The organism is Chryseobacterium cucumeris (assembly GCF_001593385.1).
GTDB lineage: Bacteria > Bacteroidota > Bacteroidia > Flavobacteriales > Weeksellaceae > Chryseobacterium > Chryseobacterium cucumeris.
The window spans coordinates 61,430-80,432 of sequence record NZ_LUVZ01000044.1 but is presented as its reverse complement, the minus strand read 5'-3'; the positions used below and the strand labels follow the sequence as shown (position 1 = coordinate 80,432).

Below are 19,003 nucleotides of genomic sequence, written 5' to 3'. Positions count from 1 at the left end.
AATGGGAATCTTAAAAAAAATAAAAAAGCACTTCGAAAGAAAAGAAAAACTTAAAAACCTTCAGTCTAAGGATATAATCAACATTAATCTATATGACGCTTCCCAAAAAACAATCCTGTTTGCATCAAGAGATTTTCCTGCCCACGATAAAGAATCTGGGGCTAACAGATTGAAAGAACTTATATTTATTTACAAAGAATTAGGATATAACTGCATTTTATTTGCACCCCATATGTTTGAAGACGATTCTTATGTGAAGTTTTATCAGCAGCATAATGTTATCGTTTACATAGAGAACAATAACTACAGGAATATTTATGATTTCCTGTCTTCTTTTAAAAAGATAGATTACATTTGGTTCAACGGCCCTCTGGCGCTGAATCTTTTTTATAAAAAAATGAAAGCCATTTTACCTTCTGCCAAATTCATTTATGATATGGTGGATATTCATTTTTTAAGGTTTAAAAGAGCGATCGAACTGGAACCGACCCGTATTTCTTTAAAGAAGAATTATAAACATTTTTTCCGTCTGGAAACTGTCGTTGCCCCACAACTGGATTATATCATTGCTATATCTGATAAGGAGAAAGAAATTATGAGCCAGTATGCGGACAAAAATAAGATCGTTACAATATCTAATATCCATTATCCTAAAATTGATATTTCTGAGCGAAAAAACTTCAGTGAAAGCAAGGGAATTACCTTCATTGGTTCTATTCACGAGCCGAATATTGATGCAGTAAAGTTTCTCTATGAAAAAATAATGCCTATCGTCTGGAAAACCAATCCTGAACTGGAAGTAAGCATTATCGGGAATGTTGCAGAAAAACTTGACCTTAAACTATTTCCTAAGTTTAAGTTTTTAGGTTTTGTGGAAAGCATTGAAGAGCACTTTATGAATTCGAAAATTATGGTGGCACCTTTAAGATTCGGTGCCGGCGTGAAAGGAAAAATCGGACAGGCTTTTGAATACTTTTTTCCTGTGGTGACAACGGATATAGGAGCTGAAGGAATGAAACTTACCGATAAAAAGAATGTACTGATTGCCAATGATGAGAACAGTTTCGCAGAGGCTATTATTCAGCTGAATAATGATGAAGAGCTTTGGAATACTTTAAGCAGAAATTCTGTGGACAGTCTGAGAGCATTTTCACCTGAAGAAGTAAAAGAAAAACTTAAAACATTATAATCCATGTCATTAAGTGTAAATTACCACGGTTTTTTTGATGGAAATTTCGGAATTTCCGAAGCTACACGGCTGAATGCCATCGCTTTGGAAACAATCGGCATCAAAGTCAACCGGATTAATTATTCCAGTGAAACTTTTGAAAGAATTGATTCGGGCTCCGAGTCATCATCTTCTATTAATGTTTTCCATATTAATATCAATTTTATCAACAATTTCTTTTCTAAGAATCAGGATCTGAATCTTAAGGATCATTATAATATTATTTATTGGGCCTGGGAATTTCCCGAAGTTTCCGAGAAAGTTGTTGAGATATTAAATGTCTTTGATGAACTGTGGGTACCCAGTGATTTCTGTGTGAATATCTTTACAAAGTATACAGGAATTCCTGTGATCAGATTTTCTCATCCGATCCAAAAAATGGCAGAGTCTAAGGATTTTCAGCTAAGCCAATATCATATTTCTCCGGAATCAAAGATCTATCTGACGATTTTCGATTCTCTGAGTACCACCATCAGAAAAAATCCGGAAGCTACGCTGGAAGCTTTCACAACAGTTTTCAAAGAAGATAAAAACAGTGTTCTTATTGTGAAAACTCATAATCTTGAAAGAAGCAAGGATGCTCAGAAAGCGCTGGAAGCTTACCAAAATATTCCGAACGTCATCATCATTAACGAGCATTTTTCAAAGGAGAAACTACATTCTTTGATCCAGCAGTCTGATGTTCTGATTTCTCTCCACGGTTCAGAAGGTTTCGGTCTGACTATGGCAGAAGCCATGGCCTATGGAAAAATTGTTGTCGGAACGGGCTATTCCGGAAATCTGGATTTTATGAATGTAAATAACAGCTTCCTTATCCAGTATGATTTCATCAAAACATCCAATACAAAAGGACTGATTGACGAAGGCTTAACGCTTGCCAAGCCTAGCTTGAAAGATGCTGTTGAAAAACTCCAGTATATCAAAAACAATTTTGACAGTCTGGCTTCAATGAGAGAAAAGGCAAAATCACAAATTGCTGAGAATTTTTCTATTCAATCTATCGGAGAGCTATTTAAAATCAGATTGAATTTCATTGATGGTTTTGGTAAAAAAGAAAGCACCGGAGGCGGTGATGTCAATAATGTTTTCTATTTAAGCGAAATCGAAAGATTAAATTCCAGAGTTCATTATCTCGAGCGAACTCTTTATAATAAAATCAGAAAGAAAGTCAATGCTTTCTTCAAAAAAGGCAGAAAGTAATTGTATTGGTTAATGTTCTGGTTCGCCAGCTTATAGACGAATTGTTATATTTACGAATGAGCTTATCATATTTCAGATGAAAGACAAAATTGCAATAGTAGTCCAAAGATATGGGCTGGAGATCAACGGAGGTGCAGAACTTCACGCAAGATTATTAGCTGAAAAATTGTCTGCTCTCTATGATATTGAAATTATTACAACCTGTGCTATAGAATTCGAACGTTGGGATAATCATTACCCGGAAGGTGTTGAAATTATCAATGATATTAAAGTAAGAAGATTTAAAACGTTAAAAAAGGATTTAAAAAGATTTAATGAGCTCAGTAAAACAGCCCGTAACTTATATAAATATTATAGTAGAAAGCTAAGCTTTTTAAACTTCCCTTATTTGCTTTATAAGAGATTTAAATACAACAAAAAAAACTTTAATTTCAATGAATGGTTAGAAGTACAAGGACCATTCTCCCCGGATTTAATTCAATTTATAAAAGAGAAAAAAGAAGATTACAAGGCTTTTATTTTCTTTACCTATTTATATCACCCAACCAATATAGGAATCAGAGAAGTTGCTGACAAAAGCATTCTTATTCCAACTGCCCACGACGAGTCTCAGTTTTATCTTGATGGCTATTCTCAATTGTTTTCTCTTCCAAAGTTCATCATGTACAATACACAGATTGAAAAAGATTTTGTAGAAAGCGTTTATCCTCAGGCAAAAAAGTTAAAATCAGAAATTGCAGGAATTGGTTTTGATGATTATGATGCTGCATCGGGTGAACTCCCTAAGGATCTTTATCAGACCAAATACTTTATTTATATAGGAAGGATTGTTGAAGACAAAGGCTGTGTCATGATGATTGAATATTTTAAAGATTTCAAAGAAAAACATCCTGAATATCGAGATGTAAAGCTCGTTTTGGCAGGCAAAAATTCTCTTGAGGAAAAAATAACTCAGGGAGATGATATTATCCTTACGGGATTTGTAGACCACGACCTCAAAAATGCTTTACTGGAAAATGCCAGCGCACTTATAATGCCTTCATTCTATGAAAGCCTTTCATTGATTACATTAGAGGCCATGTTATTGAAAATCCCTATCATTGTAAATAAAAACTGTGAGGTTTTGTATTCTCATATTGAAAAGAGTAAAACCGGAAAAAGCTTTACAAACAGTACAGAATTTTCCCAGTCATTAACGTTTTATATGCAACAGTCACAGGATGATCTTGTTTCTGAAGGCATCAAAGCGAGAGATTATGTTTTAAAAAACTATTCATGGGATACCATCATCAACAAATTTAATTCCGCCATTACATCTTTATAATGACCAAAAAAATTCTATTTTTTTTTCCTGAAAATCCATTTTCAAACAGGGCAGGAAATACTACGAGAGCAAAAACGACCCTTACTGTTTTAAAAAAAATGGGATATCATATTGACCTGGTAGGAGCCGCTGAGATTTATAAGAGCCAAAACGACACTACAGATATTGATCAAAATATTGTTGATCATCTGTTCTTAATTAAACACAGACCATTAAAAGTAAAAACATCTTCCGCATATTGGAAGCACAAAATATCAAAATTTTATAAAAAGCCTAATGAATACAACCACTTATTGACAGATTTTGCCAAGCAAGAATTTTCTGACATCTTCAATAAGGAAAAATATGATGCCATCATTATCAATTATGAATTCTGGGCTGGATTAGTTGATCATGAATCTATGAAAAATACTTTAAAAATCATAGATACCCATGATTGGATTACCCTGAATGAGTTCTATAAAAACAAATCATTAGATATCGGAAAACGTTTCAATGAGGAAATCAATAATCTTTCAAAGTTTGATAAAGTAATCACCATATCAGAAGATGAAAACCTTGTTTTTAAAAGATTTTTAGGTGAAAAAGTAATCAATATACCGCCTTCTTTCCCATCTCATTTCGAAAAAAGTGATGGTGATAAAAAGTATGATCTGATTTTCGTAGGGTCTGAAAACATTTTCAATATACAATCCATACAGTGGTTTTTTGACCATGTATATCCATTGCTTCCTCCAAATATCAACATTGTAATTATCGGGAGAATTTGCAAGCATATTCAAGAAAGAAAAGGTGTTACCTTAATAGAATTTGCAGAAAGCCTGGAAGAGTATTACCACCAGTCAAAAATTGCAATTTGCCCAATGCTGGAGGGCACAGGAATCAAAATTAAAGTCATAGAAGCGTTATCCTACGGACTTCCTATTGTGGGAACAGAAAGAGCGATTGATGGGTTCCCTTCAAAAACTTCAAATGGATGTCTGGTAAGTGATCATCCTGAAATTTTTAAAGATCAGATCATGTCTTTATTGCAGGATCAATCTTATTATCAGGATATGAAAATACAGGCTGAGGAATATTTTAAAAATAATTTTTCTGAAGAAAAAGCAATTGAAAAATGGAAAAAGATTTTACACTAATGGATGACCTGGCCATTATCATACTGAATTACAATTCTTTTGAAGATACCCAGCGAGAAGTTAATTCATTATTAAACGAAGGCATTTCGCAACAATCTATTTATGTAGTAGATAATCATTCAAAAGACAGAAAGGAAATAGAGCAACTGGGCTCACAAAAGCAAATCAATTATATTTTAAGTGATTATAACGGGGGTTATGCTTTCGGTAATAATTTAGCCATTAAAAAAGCGATTGAAGACGGCAGGAATTATTTTTTACTATTAAATCCGGACATTGAAATATCCCGCAGCACAATTAGTCAGTTATATAACGATTTAAAAGAATTTCCAGATATAGGAATCATTGGCCCAAGAATCTGCTACAGAAACATTCGTGACAGAATATTCTCAGACGGTGGGCTGTTATTCCCGGAAGAAGGTTTTCAGGGAGGACACACCCATTCTGAACAGGATAAAAACCATGTAAATGCTCCTCATTACAACTACAATATAAAATATGTAGATGGAAGCGCCTTGATGTTCCGAAAAGAAATATTGGACGATGTAGGCTTAATGAACACCAGCTTTTTCATGTATTATGAAGAGTCTGAATGGTGTCTGCGGCTTCTTAAAAACACCCAATGGAAAATTGCCGTCAATACACAATGTGAAGCTTTCAATCTTGCCAGCGACAAAGGCAGTTTTTATGAGTATTACATCACCAGAAACCGGATCTGGATGTGCAGGCTGTATGACGGGAATTTAAAATATGTAACCAAAGAACGATGGAAGTTCGCAAGGAAAGCCCTTAAAAAAAGAAAATTTTCCATGGCGAAAGCGTACATAAAAGGTATATTAGACGGTCTTTATTCCAATTTAGATAAAATAAAAAATGAGTAAAAAAAATATTATTAAAGTAGGATATCTTCTATCATATGACTACTGTTACATCTTTACATCTCTTAAGCATATTTATGAGCATGCGGACTGTATTGTGATAAGCTATGATGCCAATAATAAGACATGGGCAGGTAATGATATTCATATTCCTGAAAGTGTTTTCAGTGATATCAAAAAATTGGATACTCAGAATAAAATCATCTTTTACAAAGACACTTTTTTCATTGAAGGGATGCAGCCAATGGAGCTGGAGACCAGACAAAGGAACATGATGGCAGAAAAAATGGGCTCTGGCGGATGGCATATCCAGATGGATGGAGATGAATATGCTTATGACTTCGGAGTATTAGCAAAGTTTTTGAAAGGGAATAAATTTTTACTAAAGAACCCTGCTAAAAATCCTTTTAATTTTCAGGTAAATTTTGTGACATTATTCAAACATAATGCGGAGGGATTCTTTGTTATTACGCCTTTTGATGAAAAGTGTATGCTTATTACAAACAATCCTCAATATGAATATGCAAGAAATACAAATAAAGGCAAAATTCTGCCACTGGATTTTTATTTAATACATCAGTCATGGGCGCGGGAAGAAAGTGAAATTTCAGAAAAGATCAATAACTGGGGGCATAAAAATGATTTTGACACTTCAACGTTTTTAAACTCCTGGAAAACGGTGAATGCTGACAATTATAAGACATTCATAGACTTTCATCCTTTATATAAAGGCATTTGGAAAGAGCTTTCCTTTTTTCCTGCAAAAAACATTGATGAATTTATTCTTTCCTTTTCAAAGAAATATCCTCAGCAAAAACTCAATCTGAATTTATCTTTCACGAAAAAAATAAAGATGAGAATTAGAAGTCTTTTTTAATTCTTTCAGACCAAAATAAAAGGCTAATGTTGTTACATTAGCCTTTATTATTTTATTTGATAAAAACATTTTCAAATTTCTCCATAACTGCCCGCGGATTGAAAAGTTCTGAGTAACAATCCCAGTTTTTACCTGCATCCGGTTGAAAGCTCTTCAGGATTTGCATGATATCCTGCTTATCTTTGTATAGAATAGCTTTATCTCCCAGAATCTCCAGATGTGATTTCTCATCAGATCCGGACCATGTTATAATAGGTTTATTTTTAATAGAAAACTCACCTACAGCCATTCCGAAACTCTCTCCTTGCGTGCGGGCATGCAAAAATGCATCAGAAGTATTAATAAATTTCACTTTTCTTTCTACATCAGTAGTCGGTGGAAGAAAAATAATATTCTTGTAAGACCTGAAAAAATTCCTCTTTACAAATTCATCAGTTCCCATAAAAACAAAGTATATATTTTTATTTTTCAGAGCCGTTTTCTTTACGGCTTCCATTACAAAACCAATATCAAAAGTTTCAGTTCCCCCATATCTTGCAAATACCACTGCATCTTTCGGAATATTTAATTCAGCACGAAGGTCACCACTCACCTCGGGAAGATCTACAATGTGGGGAACAAAAGGAAGCTTTCCTCCGCTCATCGTTTTGGCCAGCCATTCAGAAACATAGGCATAAACATCTCCATAGGGTTCGTTGTATTTAAAAACCGCATGAATAGCTGTTTTAATAAGCTCATGAGGAGTATCTGTTTCTCTTTCTCCGGATTTTATTGCATAGAAAAGATCTGCATTTGCCTTTTTAATAATTTCATTTCTTTCCTTGATGTCGCTATATCCAACAACGTTAAACCTTTTTTTAAAACGTTCAATAGCTTCTTCAGCATTATTCGGACTATTTTTAGGATAAAGAATCATCGACTCGTTACCAAGCATTTCCTCATTATAATAAGCATAATCAAAAAGAGCATTGGACGTCCCTCTATAGCACAATTGATTTTCGTGGAAAATAATTTTCATTTGTTAGTAAGTTAAATTATTTAGTTTCAACCCTTCTCAATGACAGTGCTAAAAGTATTATGAACTTATTTCTGTAGTTTCTGAGATAGTTTCTGATAAAAACAAAGTGCTTTTTCATTGATAAACTAAACTAATAAGCTACAAAAATACATTTTTACCTATAAGCGAGTAAAAAATATCAGTCTTAAATTCATATCACTAATGAAATTTTTCACAATTGATTTCTATTTCTTTATCATATGAAAGAAACCGTCTCAAAATTGAAACGGTTTCTTTATTGTAAAATATTAATATTATTTAGTTAATAAGCATAAAAAGGAATTCCTTCTGCAACATAGTTATTGGGTGTTCCCGGATAAGTGCTGTAGTAATGATCTCTGTCGCTGCCACTGTAAAATTGATAAATAGGTTTTTTTGTGCTATCCATTGTTGCATAGAAAGCTATTCCTTCATAAGTATAATTCCATGGTGTTCCCTGATAAGTGGAATAATAATGATCCCTGTCATTTGCACTATAGAACTGATAAACAGGGACTGTATTAGGTGCTTTATAGCTGTACGCTTTAAACTGCTCGCCTTCCGCCTGATAATTATTAGGAGTTCCAGCCCATGTAGAAAGCAGGTGATCTCTATCTGAACCGCTATAAAATCCATAAATTGGAACCGGAATATAATCCAGCATTACTTTATTATCGATAAGGTATTGGATAACGTATGATTTAAGTTCTGCTTTTTTAGCAGGATCTTTTACCAGATCAAAAATAAATATTAACCCATTATTTCCAAAATCCACTAATACGGAATTATTGGGTGTAGAACTGTTCTGCCAGTTTGCTATATTGATTTTGGGAGTGTTTTGATCGAGATTAAGTTCCCCAATCAAACCTTTTGAAGGATCTCCTCCTCTTGTTCTGTATGATAATTTTTTAGAATAGTTCATGCTAGATTCTGATGTATTGACATCATTCTGAACATCAACATCAAAAATCTTAGCCATTCCCAATTTTATTCCGATTCTTGCAGCACGGTCACGACTTTCATTTCTTGTTTCAGACTGGAATAAGATATCCATTTTTGCCCCGGTATAAATATCAACCATTACGTGAGTCCCATAATCCTGTACAATTTGTTGTGGGGATTTTACCTGTAAATCCTGTGCAAATTCAGGTGTAATATAATCAGCCAACATATCTGTTGTTGCATTAAATCTTAATCTTTTCTGCTTGATCAAAAGATTGTAACTACCATAGATATACTTGGCATCAAATTTATGATTGGTAGTAATCGCAGAATTAAATCCTACCGAAAGTGTTTTTTTAAATAAAGGGATTCCTGCAGTCACATCTACTTTTGTAGATACCATTTTGGAGTAAGTTTCTGCATTTTCTCCATATTCTTCAACATACTCCTGAGTATTTGTATTTTCAGAAACCAGTCTTGCTGCCTGTTCAGCTTTGAAACGATCAATATCAACCACTTTAAATCCCGCAGAACTAGCATTAGCATATTCTCCTGCAGCATTAAAGCCATGTCCTAAGACATCATAAATTCCGTCGCCTGCAAATTTAGCTGCAGACATTCTGTTATTAGCCTTTGCCGCTGGACTTTCAGGCGTTACCTCTGAATTCAGATCTTCAGAAGAACACGAACTCATAAAAAGCATCAGTAAACTACTGAAGCAAAATAAAATTTGTTTTTTCATAGATTATTAAAAAGTTTCTGCAAATATAAAACTCATCACCAAGTGAGGAAATAATTTAATAATGATATATATCATCAATAAGTGAATTTAATAATCATTTAAAACTCTATTAATAAACAGTTATAACATCACACAATAGAGAAATAACAAAAATAAATAATTACTATTATTATTTTCACATCAAACCCAAGCCCTATTTGATGATAAACAAAAAGTGGAGTCAGAATTACCGACTCCACTCATAATGTATAACCAAATTGATTTATATAAATCCAAAAATTAATTAGCTGGAATATAGAAAGCAATACCTTCTCTGATGCTCCAATAGTTCACAGGACCTAAATTAGGTGACACTGAAAGATAATGATCCGATCTGTTTTTAGCTTTATAGCTATATACAGGAATTCTTCCAGCTCCCGGATCTTTATAAGCATAGAATGCTACTCCCATATAAACATTCCAATAAGAAGATGGCTGTAACGTACTTGCCTGGGTAAAGTAGTGATCAGCTCCCGAAGTACTTTTATAGCAATAAATAGGAACTGTATCAGGTGCTTTATACTGAAACACTTTAAATGTCGGTCCTTCATTAGTCCAGTAAGAAGATGGCTGAAGGTTTGTATTGAAAGTGAAATAATGATTACTGTCTGCCTGATTTTGGTAGCCATATAACATTGTAGTATTATACTCCAATGAAATTTGGTTATCAATTAAATACTGATCTACATACGTCTTAAGCTGAGCTTTTTTGGCAGCATCTTTTACCAGATTATAGATAGGAACAAGGCCGTTATTTCCAAATTCCACCAATACAGAATTGCTAGCAGTAGAACTGCTTTGCCAGTTTGTAATGTTAATTTTTGGAGCATCCTGGTCAAGATTCAGCTCTCCAACCAAACCTTTTGAAGGATCCCCACCTCTTGTTCTGTAGGATAATTTCTTAGAGTAATTCATAGATGATTCCGAAGTATTCACATCATTGGTTACATCTACATCAAAGATAGATTTTACCCCCACTTTTACTCCAATTCTGGCAGCACGGTCACGGCTTTCGTTAGTTGTTTCAGACTGAAACATGATATCCATTTTAGCTCCAGTATAAATATCAATCATAACGTGGGTTCCATAATCCTCTACAATCTGCTGAGGAGTTTTCGTTTGCAAATCCTGGGTAAATTCCGGAGTTACATAGTCCGCCAACATATCTGTGGTAGCATTGAATCTTAGCCTTTTTTGCTTAATAATAAGGTTGTAACTGCCATAAATATATTTGGCATCAAATTTATGGTTGGTCGTAACTGCAGAATTAAATCCTACTGATACTGTTTTTTTAAACAAGGGAATTCCTGCAGTAGCGTCTACTTTTGTAGAAACCATTTTAGAATAGGTTTCTGCATTTTCTCCATATTCTTCAAGATACTGCTGTGTATTTGTATTTTCAGAAAGTAATCTTGCAGCCTGTTCAGATTTAAAACGATCAATATCAATTACTTTAAACCCTGCAGAATTAGCATTGGCATATTCCCCGGTAGCATTAAAACCATGTCCTAAAACATCATAAGCACCATCACCTGCAAATTTCGCTGCTGATAAACGATTCGTTTTTGCCGGACTATCAGGAGTAGATTCGTTATTAAGATCATCTGAAGAACATGACCCCATGAAAAGCAACAGTGCTGCACTGAAGCTAAATAAAACTTGTTTTTTCATAGTATTATTTTAAAATTTCCTACAAATATAAACTTCAATACCAGGTGAAATATAAAAACAACAACTGACATATATCATTTATTAGTGATTTTATCACACGCTTAAAACACCATGAATAAATATTAAAACCATCACTTAATTGTGATTTAAATAAACAAAATGAATTATAGAAACAAACGTACAAATACTCACAAAAGAAAACACGTATTAAACACAATACTTACTATTTATGAATTCATTTTTCACAACCTTATTTTATAGGTTAGAATCAATGAGTAAAAAATTTGATCAGAAATATAAGATTGGGAGTTTTAAAAACCGTAATTATCGAAAATCTATAGAAATAAATAAAAAAGTCAGGATCAAAAAAACAATACGCGGTCATAAATCATCTCTTAAACGCATAATTTTAAGTAAATTTGCAAAAATTAAAATTGAAATGGAGAAAGTAAGAGTACGTTTTGCTCCAAGTCCTACAGGACCATTACATTTGGGAGGCGTAAGAACCGCATTATATGATTATCTTTTTGCTAAAAATCAAGGAGGAGAATTTGTATTAAGAATTGAAGATACAGATACCGCCAGATATGTAGAGGGAGCTGAAGAATATATTGAAGAAGCTTTAGAATGGTGCGGAATCATTCCTGATGAGAGTCCTAAGAAAGGAGGAAAATTCGCTCCTTACAGACAGTCTGAAAGAAGAGACATCTACGACAGATATACTGAACAGATCCTGAAGACAGACTATGCTTACATTGCTTTTGATACTGCAGAAGAACTGGATGCAATGCGTGCAGAATATGAAGCGAAAGGTGATGTTTTCTCTTATGATAATAAAACAAGAAACCGTTTAAGAAACAGCCTTGCCCTTTCTGAAGAAGAGGTTCAAAGGTTATTAGACGAAAAGACGCCTTATGTAGTACGGTTTAAAATGCCTGTTGACAGAGTATTAAATCTTGAAGATATTATTCGTGGAAAATTTTCAGTCAACACCAATACTTTAGATGATAAAGTTCTGGTAAAGAATGACGGAATGCCAACGTATCATTTTGCCAACATTATTGATGACCATGAAATGGAAATCTCCCACGTCATCCGAGGTGAAGAATGGCTTCCATCTTTGGGACTTCACACCTTATTATACGAAGCAATGCAGTGGGAAGCACCACAGTTTGCACACCTTTCTTTAATTTTGAAACCAGAAGGAAAAGGAAAATTAAGCAAAAGAGACGGAGATAAATTCGGATTCCCGGTATTCCCTCTTGACTTTAAAGATCCTGCTACAGGGGTAATTTCTAAAGGATACAGAGAAAACGGATATCTTCCTGACGCTTTCATTAATATGGTTGCTTTATTAGGCTGGTCTCCTGCAGATGATAAAGAAATACTTCCTTTGGATGAAATGATCAGGGAATTCGATCTTCATAAAGTACATAAAGCGGGAGCAAGATTCAGCAAAGAAAAATCTGAATGGTTCAACCACCAATATATTCAGATGAAATCTGATGAAGAGCTTCTTCAGATTCTGAAAAACACAGATCTTGATCTTTCCGGTGCTTCTGATGAAAAACTATTGAAAGTAATTCATCTGATGAAAGAAAGAGCCACTTTCCCGAAAGACATCTATGAGAGCGGAAAATTCTTCTTTGAAGCTCCTACTTCATATGATGAAAAGGCCTCAAAAAAGGCTTGGAATGAAGAAACATCAGCAATTTTAGGAGAATTGGCTGCTTCATTTGAAGCTACAGACTTTGTTGCTGAAACATTAAAACAAACCATGCATGATTTTGCTGAAAACAAAGGATTAGGAATGGGTAAAGTAATGATGCCGTTACGATTATCTTTAGTAGGAGAACTGAAAGGACCGGACGTTCCGGATATTCTGGAAATCCTTGGTAAAGAGGAAAGTATCTCCAGAATAAGCAATGCTATAAATAATTTTAAATAGAATAACCATAATTTTTCATACATTTGAAAGATTTAATTTACTTCAAGAAATGGAATATTTAAGTTTCGAACTTCCTATCAAAGAATTGATGGACCAATACCAGACGTGTTCTTTAGTAGGAGAAGAAAGTGGTGTTGATGTAAAATTAGCATGCAGCCAGATTGAGGATAAGATTTTAGAAAAGAAAAAAGAAATCTATGGAAATCTTACACCTTGGCAAAGAGTACAACTGTCCCGTCACCCGGATCGTCCTTATACACTGGACTATATCAACGGAATGGCAGACAAAGGCAGTTTCTTAGAACTTCATGGAGACAGAAATTTCGCTGATGATCCGGCAATGATTGGAGGATTGATTACCCTTGATGGTCAGAAAGTAATGATCATAGGGACTCAAAAAGGAAGAACGACTAAAGAAAGACAGCACAGAAGATTTGGAATGCCAAATCCGGAAGGATACAGAAAAGCTTTAAGATTAATGAAACTTGCTGAAAAGTTTAATATCCCTGTGGTAACTTTAGTAGATACACCGGGAGCTTATCCAGGATTGGAAGCTGAAGAAAGAGGACAAGGTGAAGCTATTGCAAGAAATATTTTTGAAATGGTTCAGCTGAAAACTCCAATCTTCACTTACATCATCGGAGAAGGTGCCAGTGGTGGGGCATTAGGAATAGGTGTTGGAAATAAAGTGTATATGTTGGAAAACACCTGGTATACAGTAATTGCACCAGAAAGCTGTTCTTCTATCTTATGGAGAAACTGGGATCACAAAGAAGATGCTGCCAATGCATTAAATCTTACTCCGGCAGATGCTTTAAGAGAAAAGTTCATAGACGGAATCATTGAGGAACCGCTTGGAGGTGCTCATTATGATCAGGAGACAACCTATTTAAACCTGAAAAATTCAATTTTACAGAATATCAAAGCTTTCTCCAAATTTACAGGTCAGGAGCTTGAAACCCAAAGACAGGACAAATTCATTGCAATGGGTCAGTTCAAAGGATAAAAAATAAAAAGGTTAAGAATTTTTTCTTAACCTTTTTTTCTTTAGTTTTCTTCTTATTTATTCTATTCCGCAACATTCAGGGCAATTTCAATATCCTGAGTAATTTTCTTTACAGATGAATATTTTGCATCACAGACTGATGTGGTCATTACGTACTCTCCCTTATCAACCAGGATAAAATTTTCTCCTTTTGCTGGAACCGTTAAATTGTAATATTTTTTCCCGCTGATCTTAACAATAAGATTACAGGACGACCTATTCTTAATATTGATATAAGCTTCACTTTTGTTGATATCATTATTAAAAAGATGAGTAAGCATCGCTGCTCTCCTTTTCCCTTCCTCACTTGGCTCAGCTTTAGATGTTCCTGCCGTTTTTGCTGTACCTGCAGATCCCACCGATGCAAAAGTAGTTCTTCTTTCTTCTTTTAAAGCCTCAATAGCCGCTGCAGTATTATTAGACACAGCCTTACCGTTTACTGTGTTTGTTTTATTTGCAGCAAGTGTTTTACCGCTATTCAGTTCATTATTTTTTACAATATTTTCAATTTTCTCTTTACTGATTGGTCTGATTGTAGGCTTTGCTTCCGGCGAATTATCTGCCATAATAATATCAATCAGCTTTCTTTTGAAATAGTCAGTTTTAGCATGACCTGGGTTCTGTTTCAAAAATCCGGCAATGACTCTTGCCTCTTTTGAAATCTCAGCTTCCTGTTCGGTATAGATAATTACAGTTTCTTTTTCAACAACAGCTTTAGATTTTGTTTTTTTCTTTTTTTGAGAAAAACCTAGAGCAAAAATGCATATAAATAGAAGGAAGAAGATTTTTTTCATTAATCAAACCTTTAAAATAGTATTAAATATATTAATAACGTGAAAAGTCATTTTTTAGTTTATCATTAAAATCATTATCTTTGCACTGCTCTAAAATTAAGCTAAAAATTAATACTAATCTTAAATAAAAAATAATAGATATTATGTCTTATACACCAGTTGCTGCAGACGTAGCTAAATTAAGAAACCAAACAGGTGCAGGTATGATGGACTGCAAGAAAGCTCTAGTTGAAGCTGAAGGAGACTTCGAAAAAGCGGTAGATATCCTTAGAAAAAAAGGACAAAAAGTTGCTGCTAACAGAGCTGACAGAGAGTCTACTGAAGGGGCAGTAATCGCAAGAGTAAATGAAGACAACACTTTAGGTGCTGTAATTTCTTTAAATTGTGAAACTGACTTCGTTGCTAAAAACGAAGCATTCGTTGAGCTAGCTTACGAATTAGCTGAAATGGCTATTTTCGCTGCTACTAAAGAAGAGCTTTTAGCTACAGATTTCCACGGAATCACTGTTGCTGAGAAATTAGTTGAGCAAACAGGAGTTATCGGTGAGAAAATCGAAATCGGATCTTTCGAAAGAATCCAGGGAGATTTCTTAGGAGCTTACATCCATGCTGGAAACAAAATTGCTGCTATCACTTCTCTTTCTGCAAAAGTAGACGGAGCTGAAGAAGCTGCTAAAGCTGTTTCTATGCAGGTTGCTGCAATGAACCCAATTGCTCTTGACGAAACTGCAGTTTCTCAGGAAACTATCGACAGAGAGTTAGAGATTGAAAGACACAAACTTACTGAAGAAGGTAAGCCTGCCAACATTATCGACAACATCCTGAAAGGTAAAATGCAGAGATTCTACAAAGACAACACTTTGGTACACCAGGATTTCATTAAAGACGGAAGTATCTCAGTTGCTGATTACGTAAAATCTGTAAACGCAGACTTAAAAGTAACAGGATTTGTAAGAGTAAGCCTATAAGCTGACTGTTTCAAAAGAATATAGAGTCCCGGTGAAAATTTCACCGGGATTTTTTATTACCATTATTTTCACTCAATAATGCGGTCATACATCCGAAAAAATTAACAGACTAAAAAATTCACCGAAAAAAGAATTATTACCAGATAATCACCATGGTTACGCTCAAGAGTCTATTACCAGTTTCATACCTAACAGGGTTTTTGATTAAAAACCGAAGGCGTATATTTAACATTTATTTAAATTTTATTAAAAGTATTTCATTTTTTATTTTATTTTTGTAGAAATCCTAATTCCATACTCATGAAAAGATTTCTACTCAGTTTGGTATTAATTTTTTTAACAATTAATACACTCTTTGCACAAAGGGATACCGAGCATTGGATTGCTCCTTATTATGACAGTGTTGGAGGGTATACCAATATGATATACCTTTCTACTGATTCAGACACTCCTTTTGACGTAACCATTTACAACAACAATATTGTGCTTACCACTGTTACTATCAGTAAAGGTAGCCCACAAACCTATAAGGTTACCAACAGCCTTATTTCCACAGGAACATCTACTGAAGCATTCATTGTGGGAAACAAAGGGCTTTATTTAAAAGCAGCCAAACCTTTTTACTGTAGTTTAAGACTGGCTCAGAGTGTTCACGGGGAAGTAATAACCAGTAAAGGAAAGGCCGGAATTGGAAAAAAGTTTTTTGTTGCAGCCGCCCCTAACACCAATACCAGCAGTATTCAGAATTTTACAGCAGGTGTTCTTGCTACAGAAGACAATACCAATGTAACCGTATCATGGAACCCAACGGCAGGAGTCGTTTTTATTAACGGCAGCCCCACTGGAAATACTCAGACTTTTACTCTACAAAAAGGACAATCTTTCATTCTGGCAGGATCCGGATCTCAGTCTGGAAACAAAACAGGTTTTATTGGAGCTAAAATTGTTGCTGATAAGCCGGTAACACTGACCAATGGTAGCTGTAATGCCAACTTCTCTGCTTCAACAACAGGCAGTGACCCGGTACTTGATCAATCGGTTCCGGTTGACAGACTTGGGAATACTTTTGCCATGGTAAAAACAAGATCTACTCAACCTTCCTTAAATATGGAGGGAGGTCTTATTGTTGCTACCGAAGATAATACTGAAGTATATCTAAACGGCGGAGGTACTGCTGTTGCAACACTTGCTGCCGGAGAATGGTACAGAATTAACGAAACCAGCTACGTTGCTCAGGGAACATCAGGACATTCAAATATGTTCATTTCCACCACCAAAAATGTATATTTATACCAGTTTATCGGAGTTTTGCAAAGTGATGCTACCAATGGATTCAACTATATCCCGCCATTAAACTGTTTCCTTCCAAGAAAAATTGATGAAATCGGCAAGATCAATGAAATGCCTCTTGGCGTGGGAGGAGCCAGCTCTACTCCCAGTGATCTGGTAGTAAAATTAAACATTCTGACAGAGGCTGGTGCTACTGTAATGTTGAATGACGCGCCTCTTCTCCCTGAAGCGGGTCCTTATCCCCTTGCAGGAAATGCCAACTGGGTAACGTATGCCATCAACAGTGTAACCGGAAATATTAAGATTACATCTACAAAAGCTGTAACAGCAGGTATCAACGGAGGATATAGCTCTGCAGGATACGGAGGTTACTTTGCAGGATTCTCTTCAATCCCTGTCATTGCGAAAAAGACAGGTGAGTGTGTTCCGGGAATCATTCTTGAGGTAGACGACGGATATGAAACCTATCAGTGGTTCCGTGACGGAGTTGCCATTCCTGGTGCTACAAGTTATACTTATACTCCTACTCAATCAGGAAATTATACCGTAAAAGTAACCATGGGAACATGTCCTCCTGTAACAACACCTATCTATAAAGTACAAACTTGTTTAAAAGAAACGACACAAGCACTTAACGCTTGTTCTACTAAAATTATTACCCCTACGTTTACTTCCTCCACTCAAACTGTGGTTCCGAGTACAGTAGTAATTTTAACACCGCCTACCAAAGGAACAGCTGTAGTGAATTCAAACGGAACAATCACTTATACACCTAATCCGGGATATTTAGGACCAGATAAAATCGTTTATAAATTCTGTGGAAACTCTGTTGAGTTTACAGATTGTGAACAGGTAACACTCAACCTTACTGTAGTACCGTTCATCGTAACCGATGCTTCTATTAAGGCCTGTTGGTACGATGTAGATCCTTACGCTTATTTTGACCTTACAAAAGCAAAAGTAACAGACTATAATGCTGTTACAAAAAAATACTACCGTACTTTGAATGATCTTACTGCAGGAATCAATGAAATCACAACCCCAAACAACTTCCCTTCAACAGGAGGATTTGTATACGTGAAAGTAACAACTGCTGAGGGATGTACAGCCAATGCAAAAATTGAATTAATTGTACTTCCAATTAAAAAATCTCCAATCCTTGTAGATCAGTATATCTGTATGGATGCGAAAACGAACCTGGACGCTGGTCCTGGATATGATTCATACCAATGGAGCACTGGAGCTACCTCCTCAGGTATCAGAGATATAGGGGTGGGAGAATACACTGTAATTCTTGGTAAGAACGGATGCTTCCTTACACAGACTGTAAAAGTTAAAAAAGTTGAAGATCCAGTAATTCAAACTATTGAAATCAATAATAATACAGCAACTGTAATTGTAAGCGGAGGTAAAGCTCCTTACAAATATGCAGTTGATGGTACTGCAAACTGGCAGGATTCAAGTACCTTCACAGGTTTAACGAGAGGACAGCACACTTTCTATGTAAAAGATGTTTATAACTGTACTCCTATTGCTGTGGAAGTTACCATTCCTAATCTATTAAATGCGATTACACCTAATGGGGATAATGTAAATGATTATATAGATTACAGTGAACTGGCTTATAAAGAAAATCTGAGTTTTGTAGTGTATGACAGATATGGAAACATGGTGTTCACCGGAAATAGGTTCAACAACTACAGATGGGATGGAAAACACTTTGATAAGAAATTGGGAACAGGAACATACTGGTATCACATCAGCTGGAATGAGTCCAACAAAGAAAAGACCCCAATAAAATATACAGGTTGGATTCTTGTTAAAAACAGAGAGTAATAATTAGTTTAAAACTATATTTAATGAGCCGCGATCAAATAATCGC

General features: G+C 35.1%; 14 protein-coding genes. 10 read left to right on the top strand and 4 right to left on the bottom strand.

The window, feature by feature from the left end:
- The first annotated feature begins 1 nt into the window (after position 1).
- From A1704_RS19590 to A1704_RS19565, 6 genes are all read left to right on the top strand, one after another.
- The gene (locus A1704_RS19590) at positions 2–1,189 is read left to right on the top strand and encodes a glycosyltransferase family 4 protein (protein ID WP_062675722.1); all 1,188 of its coding nucleotides are present in this window, start codon (positions 2–4) and stop codon (positions 1,187–1,189) included.
- Between the two features lie 3 nt (positions 1,190–1,192).
- The gene (locus A1704_RS19585) at positions 1,193–2,428 is read left to right on the top strand and encodes a glycosyltransferase (RefSeq protein WP_062675721.1); all 1,236 of its coding nucleotides are present in this window, start codon (positions 1,193–1,195) and stop codon (positions 2,426–2,428) included.
- A gap of 76 nt (positions 2,429–2,504) precedes the next feature.
- Positions 2,505–3,752: a glycosyltransferase family 4 protein gene (locus A1704_RS19580; RefSeq protein ID WP_062675720.1), complete on the top strand. Its 1,248-nt coding sequence runs from the start codon at positions 2,505–2,507 to the stop codon at positions 3,750–3,752.
- Positions 3,752–4,891, top strand: coding sequence for a glycosyltransferase family 4 protein (locus tag A1704_RS19575; protein ID WP_062675719.1), 1,140 nt, complete (start codon positions 3,752–3,754; stop codon positions 4,889–4,891). The genes A1704_RS19580 and A1704_RS19575 overlap by 1 nt, the downstream gene beginning before the upstream one ends.
- On the top strand, positions 4,870–5,772 hold the full coding sequence (locus A1704_RS19570) for a glycosyltransferase family 2 protein (protein WP_238590662.1): 903 nt from the start codon (positions 4,870–4,872) through the stop codon (positions 5,770–5,772). Before A1704_RS19575 ends, A1704_RS19570 begins: the two co-directional genes overlap by 22 nt.
- The gene (locus tag A1704_RS19565; RefSeq protein ID WP_062675718.1) at positions 5,765–6,646 is read left to right on the top strand and encodes a hypothetical protein; all 882 of its coding nucleotides are present in this window, start codon (positions 5,765–5,767) and stop codon (positions 6,644–6,646) included. The genes A1704_RS19570 and A1704_RS19565 overlap by 8 nt, the downstream gene beginning before the upstream one ends.
- Before the next feature lie 52 nt (positions 6,647–6,698).
- On the opposite strand, the gene A1704_RS19560 is transcribed toward A1704_RS19565, so the two are convergent.
- The 3 genes from A1704_RS19560 to A1704_RS19550 all read right to left on the bottom strand — a co-directional run bounded on the left by A1704_RS19560 (position 6,699) and on the right by A1704_RS19550 (position 11,076).
- Positions 6,699–7,664 carry a glycosyltransferase family protein gene (locus A1704_RS19560; RefSeq protein WP_062675717.1) on the bottom strand — a complete coding sequence of 322 codons (966 nt, stop codon included), beginning with the start codon at positions 7,662–7,664 and terminating at the stop codon, positions 6,699–6,701.
- Between the two features lie 301 nt (positions 7,665–7,965).
- Positions 7,966–9,366, bottom strand: a complete 1,401-nt coding sequence (locus tag A1704_RS19555; protein WP_062675716.1) for an MAC/perforin domain-containing protein — start codon at positions 9,364–9,366, stop codon at positions 7,966–7,968.
- A 279-nt stretch (positions 9,367–9,645) separates the two neighbouring features.
- The gene (locus tag A1704_RS19550) at positions 9,646–11,076 is read right to left on the bottom strand and encodes an MAC/perforin domain-containing protein (RefSeq protein WP_062675715.1); all 1,431 of its coding nucleotides are present in this window, start codon (positions 11,074–11,076) and stop codon (positions 9,646–9,648) included.
- Between the two features lie 439 nt (positions 11,077–11,515).
- On the opposite strand from A1704_RS19550, the gene gltX reads away from it, so the two are divergent.
- Positions 11,516–13,024: a glutamate--tRNA ligase gene (gene gltX / locus A1704_RS19545; RefSeq protein ID WP_062675914.1), complete on the top strand. Its 1,509-nt coding sequence runs from the start codon at positions 11,516–11,518 to the stop codon at positions 13,022–13,024.
- A gap of 49 nt (positions 13,025–13,073) precedes the next feature.
- Entirely contained in the window at positions 13,074–14,030 is a 957-nt protein-coding gene (locus tag A1704_RS19540) for an acetyl-CoA carboxylase carboxyltransferase subunit alpha (RefSeq protein ID WP_062675714.1), read from the top strand.
- 62 nt (positions 14,031–14,092) lie between these two features.
- Here the strand turns inward: A1704_RS19540 and A1704_RS19535 are convergent, their stop codons facing one another.
- Positions 14,093–14,863 carry a DUF6759 domain-containing protein gene (locus tag A1704_RS19535; protein WP_062675713.1) on the bottom strand — a complete coding sequence of 257 codons (771 nt, stop codon included), beginning with the start codon at positions 14,861–14,863 and terminating at the stop codon, positions 14,093–14,095.
- A gap of 143 nt (positions 14,864–15,006) precedes the next feature.
- On the opposite strand from A1704_RS19535, the gene tsf reads away from it, so the two are divergent.
- Together tsf and A1704_RS19525 are read left to right on the top strand one after the other, a co-directional pair.
- Positions 15,007–15,831 (top strand): translation elongation factor Ts, encoded by an 825-nt coding sequence (gene tsf / locus A1704_RS19530; protein WP_034692936.1) that lies wholly within the window; start codon positions 15,007–15,009, stop codon positions 15,829–15,831.
- Positions 15,832–16,131: 300 nt separating this feature from the next.
- Positions 16,132–18,957 carry a T9SS type B sorting domain-containing protein gene (locus A1704_RS19525; RefSeq protein ID WP_062675712.1) on the top strand — a complete coding sequence of 942 codons (2,826 nt, stop codon included), beginning with the start codon at positions 16,132–16,134 and terminating at the stop codon, positions 18,955–18,957.
- Positions 18,958–19,003: the final 46 nt, after the last annotated feature.